This window comes from Streptomyces desertarenae (genome assembly GCF_042681365.1).
Taxonomy (GTDB): Bacteria; Actinomycetota; Actinomycetes; order Streptomycetales; family Streptomycetaceae; genus Streptomyces; species Streptomyces desertarenae.
The window spans coordinates 173,165-191,554 of sequence record NZ_JBHUFU010000008.1 but is presented as its reverse complement, the minus strand read 5'-3'; the positions used below and the strand labels follow the sequence as shown (position 1 = coordinate 191,554).

14 protein-coding genes are annotated in these 18,390 nt (G+C 75.7%); 12 read left to right on the top strand and 2 right to left on the bottom strand.

What is annotated here, in order from left to right:
• The first annotated feature begins 32 nt into the window (after window positions 1-32).
• The 3 genes from gmd to ACFSJS_RS15525 are packed head-to-tail and all read left to right on the top strand — an operon-like array spanning window position 33 to window position 2,742.
• Window positions 33-1,046 carry a GDP-mannose 4,6-dehydratase gene (gene gmd / locus ACFSJS_RS15535; RefSeq protein ID WP_380900647.1) on the top strand — a complete coding sequence of 338 codons (1,014 nt, stop codon included), beginning with the start codon at window positions 33-35 and terminating at the stop codon, window positions 1,044-1,046.
• Entirely contained in the window at window positions 1,043-1,579 is a 537-nt protein-coding gene (locus ACFSJS_RS15530; RefSeq protein WP_380900645.1) for an LbetaH domain-containing protein, read from the top strand. Before gmd ends, ACFSJS_RS15530 begins: the two co-directional genes overlap by 4 nt.
• On the top strand, window positions 1,576-2,742 hold the full coding sequence (locus ACFSJS_RS15525; RefSeq protein ID WP_380900643.1) for a glycosyltransferase: 1,167 nt from the start codon (window positions 1,576-1,578) through the stop codon (window positions 2,740-2,742). Before ACFSJS_RS15530 ends, ACFSJS_RS15525 begins: the two co-directional genes overlap by 4 nt.
• 89 nt (window positions 2,743-2,831) lie before the next feature.
• On the opposite strand, the gene ACFSJS_RS15520 is transcribed toward ACFSJS_RS15525, so the two are convergent.
• The gene (locus ACFSJS_RS15520) at window positions 2,832-4,070 is read right to left on the bottom strand and encodes a WcaI family glycosyltransferase (protein ID WP_380900641.1); all 1,239 of its coding nucleotides are present in this window, start codon (window positions 4,068-4,070) and stop codon (window positions 2,832-2,834) included.
• A gap of 186 nt (window positions 4,071-4,256) precedes the next feature.
• On the opposite strand from ACFSJS_RS15520, the gene ACFSJS_RS15515 reads away from it, so the two are divergent.
• From ACFSJS_RS15515 to ACFSJS_RS15495, 5 genes are all read left to right on the top strand, one after another.
• Entirely contained in the window at window positions 4,257-5,912 is a 1,656-nt protein-coding gene (locus ACFSJS_RS15515; protein ID WP_380900639.1) for a hypothetical protein, read from the top strand.
• On the top strand, window positions 5,909-7,642 hold the full coding sequence (locus ACFSJS_RS15510) for a lipopolysaccharide biosynthesis protein (protein WP_380900637.1): 1,734 nt from the start codon (window positions 5,909-5,911) through the stop codon (window positions 7,640-7,642). The genes ACFSJS_RS15515 and ACFSJS_RS15510 overlap by 4 nt, the downstream gene beginning before the upstream one ends.
• Entirely contained in the window at window positions 7,639-9,192 is a 1,554-nt protein-coding gene (locus tag ACFSJS_RS15505) for a lipopolysaccharide biosynthesis protein (protein ID WP_380900635.1), read from the top strand. The genes ACFSJS_RS15510 and ACFSJS_RS15505 overlap by 4 nt, the downstream gene beginning before the upstream one ends.
• A 96-nt stretch (window positions 9,193-9,288) precedes the next feature.
• Window positions 9,289-10,830: a fibronectin type III domain-containing protein gene (locus ACFSJS_RS15500; RefSeq protein WP_380900633.1), complete on the top strand. Its 1,542-nt coding sequence runs from the start codon at window positions 9,289-9,291 to the stop codon at window positions 10,828-10,830.
• 27 nt (window positions 10,831-10,857) lie between these two features.
• On the top strand, window positions 10,858-11,286 hold the full coding sequence (locus ACFSJS_RS15495; protein WP_380900631.1) for an FAD synthase family protein: 429 nt from the start codon (window positions 10,858-10,860) through the stop codon (window positions 11,284-11,286).
• 89 nt (window positions 11,287-11,375) lie between these two features.
• Here ACFSJS_RS15495 and ACFSJS_RS15490 read toward each other — a convergent pair whose 3' ends face one another.
• On the bottom strand, window positions 11,376-12,092 hold the full coding sequence (locus ACFSJS_RS15490; protein WP_380900630.1) for a CDP-alcohol phosphatidyltransferase family protein: 717 nt from the start codon (window positions 12,090-12,092) through the stop codon (window positions 11,376-11,378).
• Between the two features lie 44 nt (window positions 12,093-12,136).
• Here ACFSJS_RS15490 and ACFSJS_RS15485 point away from each other — a divergent pair, with 44 nt between their 5' ends.
• The 4 genes from ACFSJS_RS15485 (at window position 12,137) to ACFSJS_RS15470 (ending at window position 18,236) form a co-directional block, all read left to right on the top strand.
• On the top strand, window positions 12,137-13,459 hold the full coding sequence (locus tag ACFSJS_RS15485) for a glycosyl hydrolase family 28-related protein (RefSeq protein ID WP_380900628.1): 1,323 nt from the start codon (window positions 12,137-12,139) through the stop codon (window positions 13,457-13,459).
• A gap of 135 nt (window positions 13,460-13,594) precedes the next feature.
• Window positions 13,595-14,761: an exonuclease SbcCD subunit D gene (locus ACFSJS_RS15480; protein WP_380900626.1), complete on the top strand. Its 1,167-nt coding sequence runs from the start codon at window positions 13,595-13,597 to the stop codon at window positions 14,759-14,761.
• On the top strand, window positions 14,758-17,769 hold the full coding sequence (locus tag ACFSJS_RS15475; RefSeq protein ID WP_380900624.1) for an AAA family ATPase: 3,012 nt from the start codon (window positions 14,758-14,760) through the stop codon (window positions 17,767-17,769). Before ACFSJS_RS15480 ends, ACFSJS_RS15475 begins: the two co-directional genes overlap by 4 nt.
• A gap of 83 nt (window positions 17,770-17,852) precedes the next feature.
• The gene (locus tag ACFSJS_RS15470) at window positions 17,853-18,236 is read left to right on the top strand and encodes a VOC family protein (RefSeq protein WP_380900622.1); all 384 of its coding nucleotides are present in this window, start codon (window positions 17,853-17,855) and stop codon (window positions 18,234-18,236) included.
• Window positions 18,237-18,390: the final 154 nt, after the last annotated feature.

The window sequence follows — 18,390 nt, the reverse complement described above, 5'->3', positions numbered from 1 at the left end:
CCGCACATACGACCACTCGTGGGGGGAGCGCCATGTCGCGTACCGCTGTGATCACCGGCATCACCGGGCAGGACGGCTCGTACCTGGCCGAGCTGCTGCTGGGCAAGGGCTACACCGTGCACGGCCTGATGAGACGCTCGTCCAGCTTCAACACCGAACGCATCGACCACATCTACGAGGACCCGCACACGCCCGGCCGGCGGCTGGTGTTGCACCACACCGACCTCTCCGACGGGGTGGCGCTGGTGAACCTGCTGCGCGACGTGCGACCCGACGAGGTGTACAACCTGGGGGCGCAGTCCCACGTCCGCGTCTCCTTCGACGCCCCCCTCTACACCGGCGACGTGACCGGTCTGGGCGCCCTGAGACTGCTGGAGGCCATCCGCGCCAGCGGCATCGACACCCGCCTCTACCAGGCGTCGTCCTCGGAGATGTTCGGCTCCACCCCGCCGCCGCAGAACGAGACCACGCCCTTCCACCCCCGCAGCCCCTACGGCTGCGCCAAGGTCATGGCGTACTGGGCGACCGTCAACTACCGCGAGGCCTACGGGATGCACGCCGTCAACGGCATCCTCTTCAACCACGAGAGCCCGCGCCGCGGCGAAACCTTCGTCACCCGCAAGATCACCCGCGCCGTCGCCCGCATCCGGGCGGGCCTCCAGGAGCACCTGTACCTGGGCAACCTCGACGCCGTCCGGGACTGGGGCTACGCGCCCGAGTACGTCGAGGCCATGTGGCGCATGCTCCAGCGCGACGAGCCCGACGACTACGTGGTGGCCACCGGAGTGGCCGCCACCGTCCGCGACTTCCTCGACGCGGCCTTCGGCGCCGCCGGCCTGGACTGGGAGCGCCACGTCCGCCACGACCCCAAGTACGAGCGCCCCACCGAGGTGGACGCCCTGATCGGCGACGCCTCCAAGGCGCAGAAACTGCTGGACTGGTCGCCCAGGGTCCGCTACGACGAGCTGGCCCGGATCATGGTCGAGGCCGACGTGGAGCAGCTGGAGGCCGAACTCTCCGGGCGCCGCGTGCGGGTGGACCGGTGAGCGCCCCGGCCACCGGGCGCCGGCTGCGCGGCTTCACCGGAGCCGGCTACGACAAGCAGCGCGGCGTGCCGGCGCAGGCCGCCTGGTTCGCGGTGCTCAACCTGGTCTTCACCAAGTGGTGGTTCCCGCCGCGCTGGCGTCCGGCGCTGCTGCGGGCCTTCGGGGCCCGGGTGGGGGAGCGGGTCCTGATCCGGCACCGGGTGCGGGTGCAGTGGCCGTGGAAGCTGACCGTGGGCGACGACGTCTGGATCGGCGAGGGCGCCTGGCTGATCAACCTGGAGCCGATCACGATCGGCAGCGACGTGTGCGTCTCCCAGGAGGCCGTCCTCTGCACCGGCAGCCACCAGCGCCGCTCGCCCACCTTCGAGTTCGACAACGCGCCGATCCGCCTGGAGCGCGGTGCCTGGGTCGCCGCCCGCGCCATGGTGCTGCGCGGCGTCACCGTCGGCGCGGGCGCGGTGGTCGGCGCCGGAGCGGTCGCCCACCGCGACCTGCCGCCCGGCGCCGTGCACACCGCCGGGAGGGACCGTTGAGGATCGTCCACACCGTCACCCTGGTCGGTGACGACGGGGCGTACGGCGGCCCGGTGAGCGTGGCCACCGGACAGCTCGCCGAACTCGCCTCCCGCGGCCACGACGTCGCGCTGGTGTCGCTGTGGCGGGGACGCACCCCGCCGCCGCGCACCGCGGACGGCGTGCCGCTGCGGGCGCACCGGGCCCGCACGCTGGTGCCCGGCCAGGGGTTCCTGGGCCTGTTCAACCCCCGGCTGGCCGCCACCTTGTGGCGGCAGGCGGGCCGGGCCGACGTGCTGCACGTCCACGCCGGACGCGATCTGGTCTCCCTCGCGGCGCTCGCCGCGGCGGTGCTGCGGCGCCGGCCGTTCGTGGTGCAGACCCACGGCATGGTCCAGCCGCGCCGCTCGCCCGTGGTCCGCCTCTTCGACCGCTGCTACGTGCCGCTGCTGCGCAGGGCCCGTGCCGCGCTGGTGCTGACGGAGGAGGAGGAGACCGGCCTGCGCAGGGTGCTGCGGCCGGGCGGCCCGCCGATGATCCGGCTGCCCAACGGTGTGCGCGTCCCTCCCGGCGGGACCGGGGACGCCGGCGGGACCGGGGACGCCGGCGGGGCGACCGGGACGGACGTGCTCTTCCTGGCCCGCCTGCACCCGGTCAAGCGCCCCGACGCGTTCGTGCGCATGGCCGCGCTGGTCCGCCGCAAGCACCCCGAGGCGACCTTCACCCTGCACGGCGCGGACGAGGGCCGGCTGGCGGAGGTGCTGCGCCTGGCGGCGGAGGAGGACCTGTCCGGGACGGTGCGGTACGGCGGTCCGCTGGACCACGCCGCCGCCCTGCGGCGCCTGGCCCGCGCCACCGTGTACGTGCTGCCCAGCGAGGCGGAGGTCTTCCCGGTCACCGTCCTGGAGGCGATGGCCGCGGGCACCCCCGTGGTCTGCACCCGCGCCTGCGGGCTCGCCCCCGAACTGGGGCGGCGCGGGGCGGCACTGGTCACCGACGGGTCGCCCGAGCGGCTCGCCGAGGCGGTGCTGGCCCTGCTGGAGGACCGCGGACTGTACGAGCGCACCGTGCGGGCGGGCCGGACGGCGGTCGCGGAGAGGTACTCGATCGCGTCCGTGGCGGACCGGCTGGAAGGGCTGTACCGCCGCGCGGCCGGCCGGCCCGGGGCGGGGCGGCCCGGATGAGCGCACCCTCCGCCGCCCGCACGGGACCCCGCGGGCCGGGCCCGCACCGGCCGGACGGCGCGGGCCCGAGCGCCCGCGCCCGCCGCGGCTCACCCGTGGGCCAGGGCCTCCCGGAGCAGAGCCGTGATCCGCTCCAGACCGGCCCGGCGGCTCAGCCGCCGCTCGACGTACTCCCGGCCCCGCGCACCCAGCTCCGCGCAGCGCGCCGGGTCGGCGGCCAGCGAGCGGACCGCCTCCAGGAGCGCCGCCGCGTCCTCGGGCGGCACCACCACGCCGGCGCCGGAGCGCTCCACCTCCTGCGCGGTGCCGCTCCCGGCCGCCACCGAGGCGACCACCGGCCGGCCCGCGGTGAAGTACGAGGTCAGCTTGGACGGCAGACTCATGTCCAGCACCGAGGCCTTCTGGGTGACGGCCAGCACGTCGGCGGCGGCCAGCACCTCGGGGAACTCCTCGGCGCCGGCGGGCGGCAGGAAGGACAGCGCCTCCACGCCCTCGCCCAGCTCCAGCAGGCGTTCGCGCTGGTGGCCGTCCCCCATCAGCACCACCCGCACCCCGCCGTCCCGGCCGGCGAGCCGGGCGGCCCCGACCAGGACGTCCAGCCCCTGCTTGAGCCCCATGTTGCCCGAGTGCAGCACGACGACCGCGTCCTCGGGCCAGCCCAGCCGGGCCCGGGTCCGGGCCCGGTCGCCGCCGGGGGCGCGCACGTGCGTCCAGTTGGGCACCACCCGCACCCGCTCGCGGGGCACGCCCATGGCCGCCACCCGGTCCGTGAAGGACTCGTGCACCACCCCGACCACCGACGCCGAGCGCAGCACCCGGCCCTCCACGCCCCCGGCGAGCGAGGCGACCCGGCCGCCGCCGCTCATCCCGCTCTGCCCCGCCGCGGCGCCCATCAGGTCCTGGACGACCACCACGTGCGGCACCCCGGCGCGCCGGGCGGCCCGAGCGCCCAGTACGCCCCCGGCCAGACTGGGCATCTGGCTGAGCACCACGTCCGGGCGGACGCGGGGCGGCGCCGCGATGCCGTGGGCCAGCACGCTCGCCTCGAACAGCCCGCGGCGCAGCGCCGTCTGGCGGGCGGGCACCGTGTGCCGCCTGCGGTGGATGGTGACGCCCTCGCTCACCTCGGTCATCCGCCACCTGCCGCGGTACGCCTCGTGCACGCGCCACGCCGGGTAGTGCGGCATCCCGGCCAGCACGTGGGTGTCGGCGCCCGAGGCGGCCAGGTGCTCGGCGATCTGCGTCGAGTACGGGCCGATCCCGGCGTGCTCCGGTGCATAGTTGGTCGAGACCACGAGCGCGCGGCGGCCCGCGAGAAAGTCCTGCACTGCCGTCCCCCCTCCGACGTTGCGGTCATCGTAGGCGTCCGCACACCGGCGCGGGACCGAAACGGGATCCGCGGCGGGGCCCGGCCGGCGCCGCCGGGGCGGGGACCCGAGACAGACCACGACCCCGCCCGCCCCGGCCCCGCGGACCGCGGGGCCGGGTGCGGGGCGGGGGGAGGAGATCCGGCGATGCCCGAGAGGGAACCGGCCCGCGGGCCCGAGCCGCCCGCCGAGGACCGCGGCGCCCACGGCACCCACGGCACCCGTGGCACCCGTGGCACCCGCGACGTCACGGCCCTGTGCCTGTGGACCGTCGTGCTGGCCGTGCTGCTGCCCGCGCTGGTGCTGTACGGGCAGGAGGTGCGGACCGGTCCCGCGTTCGCGGTGCAGTGCGTGGTGGTGGTGCACACCGGCACCGCGCTGGCCCGGGTGCTGACCGACACCCGGCTGCGGGTCGTCGCCCTCGGCTTCTGGCTCTTCTGCCACGTCTGGCTGGGACTGGCGCCGCTGGCCATGCTCGCCACCGACTCCTACCCGTGGGGCTTCTCCGTCGACTCCGGCACCGCCTTCACCGCGACGGTGGTGGTGGAGGCCGGGCTGCTGGCCTACAGCGCCGGCTCGGCCCTGGCCGGGCGGCGCCCGTACCGCACGTCCGCCGTGCTGGAGCCGCTGCTCGCCCGCCGGCCGGCGCCGGTGCGCGTCCTGCTGCTGTGCGCGGCGGCGCTGCTGCTGGCCGCCGCCCTGGTCCCGGCCCAGGGCGGGATCGAGGCGTTCCTCACCAGCCGGCAGGCCCTCAACGAGGCCGCCGCGCAGGGCGATCCGGACGGCAGCGCCAACCGGGCGCTGATGGCGTGGGTGCTGTCGGTCCCGGCCTTCTGGGCACTGGTCGCGCTGGTGCACGTGCCCCGCGCCGAGGGCGGGGACCGGGTCCTGCGGGGCCTGCGGTGGATGCTGCTGCCGGTGGTCGTCGCGGTGAACGCCGTGGTCAACAACCCCGTCAGCCAACCGCGCTTCTGGGCCGGGACGGTGCTGCTGACGCTCGTCTTCGGCGCCTCCGCGCTGCGCCGGGCCCACGCCTTCCGGATGGGGGCGCTGGCCGTCACCGCCGCGATCCTCGTGGTGTTCCCCTACGGCGACTACTTCCGCACCGACAAGCGCGAGCCGATCGAGGTCGTCTCGCTCGCCGAGCAGTTCACCTCCAACGGCGACTACGACGCCTTCCAGCAGATCGCCACCGGGCTGGACTACGTGCGGGTCAACGGCCACGACCCGGCCACGGCGCTGGGGCCGCCGCTGTTCTTCGTGCCGCGCGCCGCCTGGCCCGGCAAGCCCGAGGACGTCGGCATCACCCTCGCCCGGCACGCCGGCTACTCCTTCGACAACCTCTCCTCGCCGGTGTGGATCGAGAGCTACATCTGGGGAGGGTTCCCCGGGGTCGTCGCCGTCTTCGCCCTGCTGGGGGCGGTCGGGCGGCGGGTCGACGAGGTGCGGCACCGGCTGCGCGGGCACGGGGCCACGCTCGCGGCACTGGTGGTCCCGGCGTTCGGCTTCTACCAGCTCATCCTGCTGCGGGGCAGCCTGATGTTCGTCATGGGGCCGCTCACCCTGCTGCTCGCCGTGCCGCTGCTGATCAGCACCAGGGCGCGCCGCCGGGGCCCCGAGCCGCCCCCCGCGCCACCGGGCGCCCGCCGCGCCGGCGGCGGAACGGAGGCCGTCCCCGGCCCGGGGCGCGACGCCGGCTCCGCACCCGGCGGGAGCCCGCCGCCGACGCCGCCGCCCGCGGCCGCGGACGGGACCCACCGGACCACCCCCACCCCCCTGCCCACAGGAGAAGCACGCACGTGAGCGCCTTCGACCCGTCAGCGCGCGAGCCCGACCAGCTCCGCGACCAACTGCGCCGGCTCTTCCGCCACCGGGCGGTCATCGCCTCCGGGGTGCTGCTGGGTGCCCTGGGCGGCGGGGCCGTCTCCGCCCTGGGCTCCGACAGCTACACCGCCACCGGCGAGGTCGTCGTACGGCCGATCAGCACCGCGCCCTTCGAAGGGGGCGGAATCGCGGCGGACAAGCAGCTCAGCATGGGAACCGAACGGCAGGTCGCCCTCAGCGAGTCGGTCGCCGACCGCGCGGCGGAGCGGCTGGGCGGCGGGACCGGGGCGGACGACCTCCAGGAGGGCCTGCGGGTGGGCAACCCGCCCGAGACGCACATCCTGGAGTTCGAGTACACCGCCGGCACCCCCGAAGAGGCGGAACGGCGGGTCAGGGCACTGCTCCAGGCGTACCTGGACCACCGCGAGGAGACTGTCAACCGGCGCATCGACACCACCGTCACCAAGCTCCGGGGCGAGCTGGAACCCCTCCTGGACCAGCGCCGGGAGCTGGACGAGCGGACCGCGGGGACCACCGGGGCGGCCGCCGAGTCCGAACGCGACGGGCTGAACGCCCGGATCGCCGACGTCCAGGGGCGCATCACCGGCCTGAAGGCCCTGGACACCACACCCGGCGACGTGGTCCGCGAGGGCGACGCCCCCGGCGTCCCGTCGGGTCCCGGCCCGGCCGTGCTGGTCGCCGTCGGCTCGGTGGTCGGCCTGGCCGGCGGACTGGTGGCCGCCTGGATCCGCTCCCTCCTCGACCCCCGCGCGCGCACGCCCGAGGAAGTGCGCGACGCCCTGCGCGCGCCGGTGCTGGGCACCCTCCCGCGCCCCGATGGCGGCACGGAGCTGCCCGAGGTCGGGCCGTCCCGGGAGGACGAGCGCGCCGAGACCTACCGCACGATCGCCCTCCGGCTGCTGCGCCACCCGCGGCTGGCCGAGCCCGGGGCCCTCCTGGTGGTCGCGGTCAGGGAGTACCCCCAGACCGCGGCGACCGCCGTCAACCTGGCCGCCGCCCTGGCGGAGACCGGCCGCGACGTGCTCCTGGTGGAGGCCGACCCGCGCTCCCCGGAACTGGCCGGGCGGCTCCCCCTGCGCGGCGGCACCCACCGGTCACCCGGCGTCGACTGGCTCGGCAGCCCCCGGCTGGCGGTGGACACGGGGACCGCCGGAAGGCTCGTGCTCCTGCCCGGGCGCCGGACGCCCGACGCGGCGCGGGCGATGAACTCCCCGAAACTCTCCCGCCTGCTGACCGGCGCCGCCGACCGGGGCGAGTACACCGTCGCCACCACCGCGCCCCTGCTCTCCCACGCGGACGGCACGGCCGTCGCCGCGCTGGTGCGGGGGGTGGTGGTGGTCTGCGACCCGGGCGGCACCCGCAGGGACGACCTGGTGAGGGCGCGGGAGCTGGTGGAGTCCGTCGGCGGGCACGTCCTGGGCGCCGTGCTGCACGAGAGCGGGCGCCGGCGGGGCAGGGCGGCGCGCACCGCCGGGAGCGGCACCGGCACCGGCACCGGGATCGGCACCGGCACCGGCCCGGCGGACGTCCCCGCCGCGGACCCGGAGGAGGCTCCCGCGTACTCCGCCGAGGACACCGTGGCCCTCAAGCGCGTCGACCCGTCCGCGTCCGGTGACCGCTCCGACAGCGCCTACGGCTCCTACGGGCGGTACCGGCGCGCCGGCGACGGCACCACCTTGCGCTCATGACGGGCGTCCGTCCCGCCCCGGCGGGCCCGGCCGCCACGACCGGCGCGCGCGCGGTCGCCGCGACCGTGCGCGGCGGCTGGTTCGGTTTCGCGGGCTCCGGCGCCAACGCCCTGTTCGGCTTCCTGCTGGTGGCCATCGTCACCCGGGGGCTGGGCGCGCACGGGGCCGGTGCGGTCTTCGCGGGCGTCGCCGCGTTCACGATCCTCGGCAACGCCTGCAAGCTGGGGGCCGACACCGCGCTGGTGCGCTTCGTCTCCCGCGACCTGGAGCTCACCGGCGGCGCCGGGGTGCCCGCGCTGCTGCGCACGGCCGTGCCGCCCGCCCTGCTGGTGAGTTCGGCGGCCGCGGCGGCGCTGCTGCTGTCGCCGGCCCCGGCGCTGTGGCTGCTGCCCGGCCTGCCCCAGGACCAGGCCGTGGCGGTGGTACGGCTGTTCGCGCTCTTCCTGCCGGTGGCCGCGCTCTCCCTGGTGCTGCTCGGCGCCACCCGGGGCTACGGCTCGGTGGTGCCCTTCGTGGGCGTCGAGCAGATGGGCAAACCCGTACTGCGGGTGGTGATCGCCGTCCCCCTGGTGCTGGTGGCACCCGGGGTGTTCGCCCTCTCCGCCGCCTGGCTGGCCCCCGCCCTGCTGGGCGCGGCCGCCGCCTGGTGGTCGCTGCGCCGCTCGCGCGCGGCGCACCCCGGCCTGCCGGACGCGCCGCGGTCGGCCGGCCCGGGCGAGTTCTGGGCCTTCGCCGGACCCCGCGCCCTCTCCTCGATCTTCGACATCGCCTCGGTGTGGATCGGGGTGGTCCTGCTGTCCGCCCTGGGCACCAGCGCCGAGGCCGGCGTCTACACCGCCATCGGGCGGCTGGTGACCGCGGGCACCCTGCTCCAGCTCGCGGTCCGGCTGGCCGTCGCCGCGCAGCTCAGCAGGTTGCTGGCGGGCGGCCGCACGGCCGACGCGGTCCACCTCCACCGGCTCTCCACCCGGTGGATCGTGCTGTTCTCCTGGCCGCTGTTCGCCCTGCTGGCCGCCTATCCCGGCACCGTGCTCTCCCTGTTCGGGCAGGACTTCGGCGCGGGGGCGACCGGCCTGGTGGTCCTCTCGGCGGCCTGCGCGGTCAACGTCGCGGTCGGCAACGCCCAGACCGTCATCCTCATGGCCGGACGCAGCGTGTGGAACCTGGCGGTGGCCGGCACCGGGTTCGCCGTCCAGATCGGCGCCGGGATCTGGCTGGCGCCCCGGTACGGGGTGACGGGCGCGGCGGTCGCCTGGGGACTGGCGATCGTGGTGGACAACGGGGCCTCGGCCCTGCTGGTCCGCCGCAGGCTGGGCTTCCGCACGGTCGACCGGGGCTACCTGTACGCCGCCGCCGTCGCCTTCGCGGTGGCCGCGCCGGTGGCGTTCGCGGTCCGCGCGCTCCTGGGCGATACGGGACAGGGGGCCTTCCTGGGCACGACTTTGACAATCTGCGCGTTCGGGGCCGCGGTGTGGCGCTATCGTGTGCCGCTGGGGGTGGGGGAATTCTTCCGGGCGCTGCGCAAGGGCGACGGGAACAACTCACGGTGAGCGGCGGGGGCTGAGCCCTGCGCGGCTCGCCCGCCGAGTGCTCCCTCCCGCCTCCGGTCCATCCCGTTCTCGCTCATGTGCTTCCAGGGGGGAACCATGCGCAGGAGAAGCAGACCCGTCAGATCCCTGCTCATCGCCGCCGTGCTGGCGTTGTCGCCGCTGGCCCTGGCGACCGGCCCGGCCCACGCGGCCGGCGAACCCACACTGACCGCCGATCCGCTGAGCACCTGGCAGACCGACGGCATCGTGTGGACCCTGGCGTACGCGAACGGCGTCGTCTACGCGGGCGGCACCTTCGAGCACATCCGCCCGCCCGGCGCGGCCCCCGGCACGGGCGAGCTGCCCCGCAAGAACTTCGCGGCCTTCGACGCCGCCACCGGCGAGCCGCTGCCGTGCGCACCGGCGTTCACCGGAGGAGTGGAGACGGTGCGGGCGATGAAGGCGTCACCCGACGGCTCCGTCCTCTACATCGGGGGCTCCTTCGGCAGCGCCGGAGGGGTGGGCCGCTCCAACACCGCCAGCCTCCACACCGCCGACTGCACCATCGGCGGCGAGTGGAAGCCCGCGGTCTCCTCGGTGGTCCGGGCCGTCGACGTCACCGACACCACCGTCTACATCGGCGGCCAGTTCACCACCGTCGAGGGGCAGACGAGGGAGCACGTGGCGGCGCTGACCCGCGACGGGCGGCTGCTGCCCTTCAACGCCACCGTCCGCGGATCGTCCATCGCCGAGGACCCCACGCCGGGGATCAACGCGATCACCGTCTCCCCGAAGCACAACAAGGTCGTCATCGGCGGCCGGTTCACCTCCGTCAACGGCAGCATCCTCAACAGCGTGCACGGGCTGGTCGGCCTGGACGCCACCACCGGCCGGACCGTGGACCGCTTCACCGGCTGGATCCCCCGCCGCTCCGCGGTGAAGGCCCTGGTCAACGACGGCACCAACTTCTACCTGGGGGCCGAGGGCACCGGCGGCGGCGTCTTCGACGGCCGTGCGGCGGGCCGGCTCTCCGACGGCGCGATGCTGTGGAAGGACACCTGCCTGGGCGCCACCCAGGCCGTCGTGCCCCACCAGGGCGTGCTCTACAGCGGCTCGCACGCCCACGACTGCTCGCAGACCCCGGGCGGCTTCCCCGAGCACCAGAACCGCCAGCACCTGCTGGCCCAGTCGATCGCCGACGAGACGATCCTCCACTGGTTCCCCGACACCAACGGCGGCATCGGCGAGAAGCTCGGTCCGCGCGCCATGGTCATGGCGGACGGCATCCTGTGGACGGGCGGCGAGTTCACCGCCGTCAACGACGCCCCCCAGCAGGGGCTGACCCGCTTCGCCGCGGCCCCCGACACCGGGGCCCCGCAGGTGCCGGCCTTCAGCGGCGCCGGCGACGGACCGGGCAGGATCAAACTGAGCTGGAAGGCGGCCTGGGACCGGGACGACGCCGTCCTGACCTACCGGATCCACCGCGACGGCGTCCTGCTGACCACCATCGACCAGGCATCCCGCTCCTGGGACCGCCCCACCATGACCTTCACCGACACCGTGGAACCGGGAGCGACCCACCGCTACTCGCTGGAGGTCACCGACGGCACCAACCTCTCGGGGCGCAACGGCCCGCTGTACGTGACGGCCCCCAACTGACCGACCACGAGCCGAGGAGAGCCAAGGATGACGCACCGAGTGGGCTACGCGCCCGGGGTCTACGACCTGTTCCACGTCGGGCACCTGAACATCCTGCGGCACGCCAGGAGCCGGTGCGACTACCTGGTCGCCGGCGTGGTGTCGGACGAGATGGCCGAACTGGCCAAGGGCCGCTCACCGGTCGTCCCGCTGACCGAGCGGCTGGAGATCGTCCGCAGCATCCGGTTCGTGGACGCGGCGTTCGTGGAGACGGTGCCCGACAAGCTGGAGACCTGGCGGCAGGTCCGCTTCGACGTCATCTTCAAGGGCGACGACTGGCGGGGCACCGAGAAGGGCGACCGGCTCGAACGGGACTTCGCCGGCGTCGGGGTCGACGTCGTGTACTTCCCCTACACCGTGCACACCTCCAGCACCCTGCTGCGCAGGGCGCTGAACGGCCTGGCGGGGTCGGCCTGAGAACCCCCGGCGGCCGCTTTCGCGGCGGGGCGGCCGCCCGGGGCGGGGGCGGCCGTGCCCCGGCCCCCGGGGGAGCGCGCCGCGGAGCCTCAGCGGGCCGGGACGGACAGCTCCCGGTACCACTTCACCAGGAAGGCCGCCAGGAAGAGCAGGTGGACGGCGAGCAGCGCGCAGTACAGCGCCGTGAACAGCTCCCGGTCGCCCAGGAACAGGAAGACCAGGCAGAACACCCCGTAGTCCACCGGCAGCAGGACGAGCGAGCGCACGGTGGAGGGCGGCGCCGCGGGGGCTCCCGCGGCGGCCGTCCTCCGCTTCAGCTGCTCGGTCAGGATCCCGCCGAAGAAGATCAGTACGGCGGCGAACTGGAACGCCACCGGCACCAGCAGCACGAGGGGGTCGGAGACGTCGAAGTGGCGGTAGAAGGCGACCAGCACCGCCATGTGGAGCGCCAGCGCCTTGGCGCAGTCCACCACGTGGTCGAGCCACTCGCCGGCCGGGCTGCCGCCGCCCGTCAGCCGGGCGAGCTGGCCGTCGGCGGAGTCCAGGGCGAACCCCACCGCCAGCGCCGCGTACACCCCGGCCGCCAGCGCGTGCGACGGCGGCAGGACGGCCGTCATCACCACGCCCGCGAAGGTGAATGCCGCGCTCACCGCGGTGACCTGGTTCGGCGTCATCCGCGCGGTGTAGGCGGCCGCTGCCAGTAACCGGCCCGCGGGCCGGTTGACGTACCGCGAGTACAGCGACACCCCCCGGGCCGGCTTCTGCGCGGCCGCCAGCCGCTCCACGGCACCACGGAACCGGCCCATCGTTTCCCCCACCTCAAGGCACCGACTTGCGAAGGAGCACCATCATGGCAGGCGAACCCCCCTTCCGGACGGCGGAACCGGCAGGCGGTCCCGGCCCCGGTCGCCGCCCCTCCCGCCGGGGGCTGCTGACGGCCGGCGGAACGGCCGCACTGGCGGCGGGCCTCGCCGGCTGCGAGCCGTCCCGGACGGCGCGGGCCGACGAGGCGGAGGTGACCGCGGTTCCCGGCCGCCGCCCCGAGGGGAAGGCCACCGTCGACGTCGTGGCCGACTTCGGTGCCAGGGGCGACGGACGGACCGACGACAGCGCGGCCTTCGCCGAGGCCCACCGCTACGCGGCCGGGAGGGTGTGGGACGGTGTCGGGCGCACCGTCGTCGACGTCCCCGCCGGCACCTACCTCGTCCGCGAGCCGCACGCGCTGATCGACGCGGCCGAGGACGGCGGGCCCAAGGCCAACGGGCTGCGGTTCCGCGGCGCGGGCAAGCGCATGACGCAGATCCTCTTCGCGCCCGCCAGGGCCGGGGACTCCTACCTGTGCCGCAACGAGAACCGCTGGGCGAACGTCGTGTTCGAGCACATGGGCTTCCGCTCGGGCACCCCGGGCGCCTCGTTCTTCTACTCGTACTCCACCGGCCAGGCCCAGGACTACCGCTTCACCGAGTGCGAGTGGCTGGGGGAGTGGACCTACGGGCTCGCCCTCGACGGCAGCAACACCAACTCCGAGATGCGCTGGGACGCCTGCCGCGTGGGCGGCGCCTGGCGCAGGGCCTTCCTGTACTCCGGGCTGTCGCGGAGGTCGTCCGACCGCCCGCAGCAGGACCAGTTCCTGAACTACTGGTTCAACGACATGAAGGTGGAGTACGAGTGGGGCAACTTCCTGGAGTTCCCCTACGGAGGTTCCATCACCTGCCGCGGCGGCTCCTACATCATCACCGGCCGCCGCCCCGAGGAGAGCCCCCACTACGGGCTGACCAGCACCTTCTTCCGCTTCCCGCGCGAGGAGCACCTCGACTCCGTGCAGCGCTTCCACGCCGAGGACATCCGCTTCGAGCTCCGCGACGAGCACACGGTGGTGATCGACTGCGCCTGGGACAGCGGCACGGTGCACTTCAACGACTGCGACGACACCTCCAACTCCTTCAAGCCCTTCTCCCGCGACTCCCGGCCGCACCGCTACCGCCTCACCCCGGGCGGCCCGCTGGTGCGCTACGACTGCTGCCAGCTCTCCGGGCGGCACGACTACGGGGACGGCGGCGGGACGGGCGTGCTCGCCCGGTACGACATGTGCCTGCTGGCCGGCAACCCCCCGTCGGAGTTCGTCGCCTCCGGTGCCGACCGGGTCCGGTTCACCGACTGCGTCAGCCGCTGACCGCCCGGAACCGCCCCGGTTCCCCGTACGGGGCGTTCCGCCACCCGGATCATGAAACAATCCGGACCGCGCGCCCACGGGCACTCGCGGGCGCGCGGACGAGGGAGGGAGACACATGCGGGGCGGGACCGGCCGTTGAGACTGCTGCACACCTCGGACTGGCACCTGGGGCGGAGCCTGCACCGGGTGAACCTGCTCTCCGCCCAGGAGGCGTTCGTCGACCACCTGGTGGAGACGGTGCGCGCCGAGCGCGTCGACGCGGTGCTCGTCGCCGGCGACGTCTACGACCGGGCGGTGCCGCCGCTGTCCGCCGTCGAGCTCTTCGACGACGCCCTGCACCGCCTCGCCGGCCTCGGCGTCCCGACGGTCATGATCTCCGGCAACCACGACTCGGCCCGCCGCCTGGGGGTGGGCGCCGGCCTCATCGAGCGGGCGGGCGTCCACCTGCGCACCGACCCCGCCGGCTGCGCCACCCCCGTCGTCCTGGCCGACGCCCACGGCGAGGTCGCCTTCTACGGCCTGCCCTACCTGGAGCCCGCCCTGGTCAAGGACGTCCTCGGGGTGGAGCGCGCGGCCCACGCGGCCGTGCTGGGCGCCGCCATGGACAAGGTCCGCGCCGACCTGGCCGCCCGCCCCGCCGGCACCCGCTCCGTCGTCCTCGCCCACGCCTTCGTCACCGGGGGCGAGACCTCCGACAGCGAACGGGACATCACCGTCGGCGGTGCCGCCTCCGTCCCGGCCGGGGTCTTCGACGGCGTGGACTACGTCGCCCTGGGCCACCTGCACGGCTGCCAGGCCCTCACCGGCCGCGTCCGCTACTCCGGATCGCCGCTCGCCTACTCCTTCTCCGAGGCCCACCACCGCAAGTCGATGTGGCTGGTCGACCTCGGACCGGCGGGCGAGGTGAGCGCCGAGCGGGTCGACTGCCCCGTCCCGCGTCCGCTGGCCCGCATCCGCGGCCGCCTGGAGGACCTGCTCGCCGACCCCGCCCTGGAGCGCCACGAGCAGGCGTGGGTGGAGGCCACCCTCACCGATCCGGTCCGCCCGCGCGAGCCGATGGCCCGGCTCGCCGGCCGCTTCCCCCACGTCCTCACCCTCGTCCTCGACCCCGAGCGGCCGCCCCAGGACCCCTTCGCCTCCTATGGCCGCCGGCTGCGCGACCGCACCGACGCGGAGATCCTGGAGGGCTTCGTCGCCCACGTCCGGGGCGGGGCGGGCCCCGACGGCCGCGAGCGCGCCCTGCTGGGCGAGGCGCTGGACGCGGTCCGCGTCGAGGCCGCCCGCACGGAGGCGCCCCGATGAGGCTCCACCGGCTCACCGTCACCGCCTTCGGCCCCTTCGGCGGCACCCAGACCGTCGACTTCGACCGGCTCTCCGCCGCGGGGCTGTTCCTGCTGCACGGCCCCACCGGAGCGGGCAAGACCTCCGTGCTGGACGCCGTCTGCTACGCCCTGTACGGCGGTGTGCCCGGTGCCCGCCAGAGTCCCGGGCAGCGCCTGCTGCGCAGCGACCACGCCGACCCCGGCACCCTCACCGAGGTGGTCCTCGACCTGACCGTCGGCGGGCGCCGGCTGGAGGTCACCCGGCTGCCCGAACAACTCCGCCCCAAGCGGCGCGGCACCGGAACGACCGTGGAGAAGGCGCAGTCCCGGTTGCGCGAGTACGACGCCGCCACCGGCACCTGGAAGGCGCTCAGCCGCTCCCACCAGGAGATAGGCGAGGAGCTGGCCCAGCTGCTGGGCATGAACCGCGAGCAGTTCTGCCAGGTGGTCCTGCTGCCCCAGGGCGACTTCGCCCGCTTCCTGCGGGCCGGGGCCGAGGACCGCGCCAGGCTGCTGGGCCGTCTCTTCGACACCGGCCGCTTCGCCGCCGTCGAACGGCACCTGGCGGAGCTGCGCACCGCCGCCCACCACCGGGTGCGCGACGGCGACGAGCGGCTGCTCGCCCTGGCCCAGCGCATGCGGCAGGCCGCCGGGTCGGACGCCTCGGCACCGGACGGCACGGTCCTGGACGACCTCTCGGCCGGCGACCCCGGACTGGCCGACGCCGTGGTGGAGTGGGCCGCGCAGGCCCGCTCCCACGCCCGCGAACGCCTGGACTCCACCGCGGCGGCCCACCTCGCCGCCGAGGAGGCCCACCTCGCCGCCCGGCGGCGCCTGGAGGAGCTACGCGAACTCCACCGCCGCGGACGGCGCCTCGCCGACGCCCGGCGGCGGGCCGAGGCCCTGGCGGCCGGGGCCGCGCGGCACGAGGCCGACCGCGCCCGGTTGGAGCGCTCCCGTGCCGCCGAGGCCGTGGCACCGCTCCTGGAGGCGCGCGAGAGGGCCGAGGCCGAGCGCCGCCGTGCCGCGCGCGCCGAGGAACACGCCCGCTCCCTGCTCCCCGCCGACCTCGCCCAGGCATCCGGCGAACGGCTCGCCGAGCTCGAACGCGCCGCCCGCCGGGAGCTGGGCACCCTGGAGGCCGCCCGGCACGCCGAGGAGCGCTGCGACCGCATCACCGCCGAACTCGCCCGGCTGGACCACGAGTCGGGTGCGGACGAGGAGCTGTTGCGCGAGGCGGAGGAGTGGTTGGCGGGCTGGGAGGCCGCCCGGGACGCCCGGCAGCGCGACGTCGACGCCGCCACCGAGGCAGCCTCCCGCGCCGAGCAGCTCGCCCGGCACCTCGACGCCGCCGCCCGCCGCCTGGAGGCCGCCCGCCGCCGCGACGCCCTCACCGCCGAGGAGGCCGCCGCGCACGCCGGGGCGCTGGAGGCGCATGAGCGGGCGTTGGCCGCCCGGCAGGACTGGCTGGACGTCAGGGCGCGCCGTCTGGACGGCATCGCGGCCGAACTCGCCGGCGAACTGGCCGACGGGACGCCGTGCATGGTGTGCGGCTCACCCGACCACCCCGCCCCGGCGCGTCCCGGAGCGCGGCACGTCGACCGGCGGGCCGAGGAGGAGGCGCTGGAGCGCCACCGGCGGGCCGAGGACGCGCACCGGCAGGCCGAACTGCGACGGCAGACCGTTCGGGAGAGGCTGACCGAGGTCGCGGAGGAGGCGGGGGAGGCGTCGGTCGCCGAGCTCGCCGACCGGGTGGCCGCTCTGGAGGCCGAGCACACCGGGGCCCGGCGCACCGCCGCCGGCGCCGCCGACGCCCGCGCGGCCCTGGAGCGCCTGCGGCACGAGTACGAGGCCCGGCTCGCCGTCCGGCGGGACGCCGAACAGCGCACGGCGTCCCGCACCTCCCGGCGTGAGGTGCTGCTGGCGGAGCGTTCCGGTCTGGAGGAGCAGGTGGCGCGGGCCCGCGGCGGGGCCGCCTCCGTCGCCGACCGCGCCCGTGGGCTGGAGCGCCGCGCCGACCTGCTGGCGGCCGCGGCCGGGGCCGCCTTCGAGGCCGAGGCCGCCGCGCTGCGGCTGAAGGAGACCGACGCACGGCTCGCCGACGCCGTCTGGCACGCCGGGTTCGACACCCCGCGGGCCGCCGCCGACGCCCTCCTCGCCGCCCACGAACGGCGCGAACTGCAGCGCCGCGTGGACGAGCGCCTGGCCGAGGAGGCCGCCGTCGCCGCCGTGCTGGCCGATCCCGAACTGGCCGGGGCCGACGGCCTCCCGCCCACGGCCCTCGCCGCCGCCGAGGCCGAGCTGGAGGCGGCCGTCTCCCGTCTGAAGGCGGCCTCCTCCGCCGAGACCGCGGCCCGTGACCGCTGCGCCGAACTCGACCGGCTCTCCGCCCGCGCCCTGGCCGACGCCCGCGCCCTGGCGCCGCTGCGCGAGGAGTACGACCGCGTCGCCCGGCTCGCCGCCCTCACCGCCGGGACCTCCGCGGAGAACGAGCGCCGGATGCGCCTGGAGTCCTACGTACTGGCCGCCCGTCTGGAGCAGGTGGCCGCGGCGGCCGGTGCCCGCCTGGCGCACATGTCCGGCGGCCGCTATACCCTGGTCCACTCCGACGCGCGCCTCTCCGGCCGCGGCCGTTCGGGCCTGGGCCTGCACGTCATCGACGCCTGGACGGGCAGCGAGCGCGACACCGCCACCCTCTCCGGCGGCGAGACGTTCTTCGCCTCCCTCGCCCTGGCCCTCGGGCTCGCCGACGTCGTCACCGAGGAGGCGGGCGGGGTCCGGCTGGACACCCTCTTCATCGACGAGGGGTTCGGCAGCCTGGACGACCAGACGCTCGACGAGGTGCTGGACGTGCTGGACTCCCTGCGCGAGCGCGACCGCAGCGTCGGCATCGTCAGCCACGTCCCCGATCTGCGCCGCCGTATCCCGGCGCAGCTGGAGGTGGTCAAGGGCCGCGCGGGCTCGACCGTCCGCCACCGGGTGCCGTAGGGCCGGGCGCCTGAACCGTGTGCGCGTCCGGGACGAGCGCGACCCGGTGGTGTTCGGCGTGAGGATCGGGAAGGATCGTGTGCATGGTCTCGGTGGTGCAGAACGTGGCGATCGACTGCGCGGACGCCTACGGGCTGGCCCGGTTCTGGAGCGCGGTGACCGGCCGTCCGCTGTATCCGGAGCACAGGCCGGGTGACCGGGAGACCCAGGTCCTGCTGGCGGAGGGCCTGGTGCTGTACTTCAACCAGGTGCCCGAGGCCAAGACGGTCAAGAACCGGATCCATCTGTGCCTGCGCCCCGAGACCTCGCGCGACCAGGAGGTGGACCGGCTGTCGGGCCTCGGCGCCACCCTCGTCGCCGACCACCGGAATCCCGATGGTTCGGGCTGGGTCGTCCTCGCCGACCCCGAGGGCAACGAGTTCTGCGTGCTGCGCAGCGAGTCCGACCGGGCCGCCACGACCTCCTGACCGCTCACGCGCCGTCCCGGCCGGTTGCGTGTGAGCGGCGGCCGCAGCCGCTCGTGGACGCCGAAGGTGACCACCGGTCAGGGCCGTCGGCGCGCGTCGCGGTACGGCGCCCCTCGCGGCGGCGAACTGCGCCGGCCGGCTCGGAGGCGCCGCT

Excerpts from the sequence above, each read along its gene's own strand:
- ACFSJS_RS15475 (WP_380900624.1), top strand. The coding sequence starts at position 14,758 with ATGAGGCTCCACCGGCTCACCGTCACCGCCTTCGGCCCCTTCGGCGGC.
- gmd (WP_380900647.1), top strand. The coding sequence starts at position 33 with ATGTCGCGTACCGCTGTGATCACCGGCATCACCGGGCAGGACGGCTCG.
- ACFSJS_RS15500 (WP_380900633.1), top strand. The coding sequence starts at position 9,289 with ATGCGCAGGAGAAGCAGACCCGTCAGATCCCTGCTCATCGCCGCCGTG.
- ACFSJS_RS15515 (WP_380900639.1), top strand. The coding sequence starts at position 4,257 with ATGCCCGAGAGGGAACCGGCCCGCGGGCCCGAGCCGCCCGCCGAGGAC.
- ACFSJS_RS15505 (WP_380900635.1), top strand. The coding sequence starts at position 7,639 with ATGACGGGCGTCCGTCCCGCCCCGGCGGGCCCGGCCGCCACGACCGGC.
- ACFSJS_RS15490 (WP_380900630.1), bottom strand. The coding sequence starts at position 12,092 with ATGGGCCGGTTCCGTGGTGCCGTGGAGCGGCTGGCGGCCGCGCAGAAG.
- ACFSJS_RS15495 (WP_380900631.1), top strand. The coding sequence starts at position 10,858 with ATGACGCACCGAGTGGGCTACGCGCCCGGGGTCTACGACCTGTTCCAC.
- ACFSJS_RS15470 (WP_380900622.1), top strand. The coding sequence starts at position 17,853 with ATGGTCTCGGTGGTGCAGAACGTGGCGATCGACTGCGCGGACGCCTAC.
- ACFSJS_RS15485 (WP_380900628.1), top strand. The coding sequence starts at position 12,137 with ATGGCAGGCGAACCCCCCTTCCGGACGGCGGAACCGGCAGGCGGTCCC.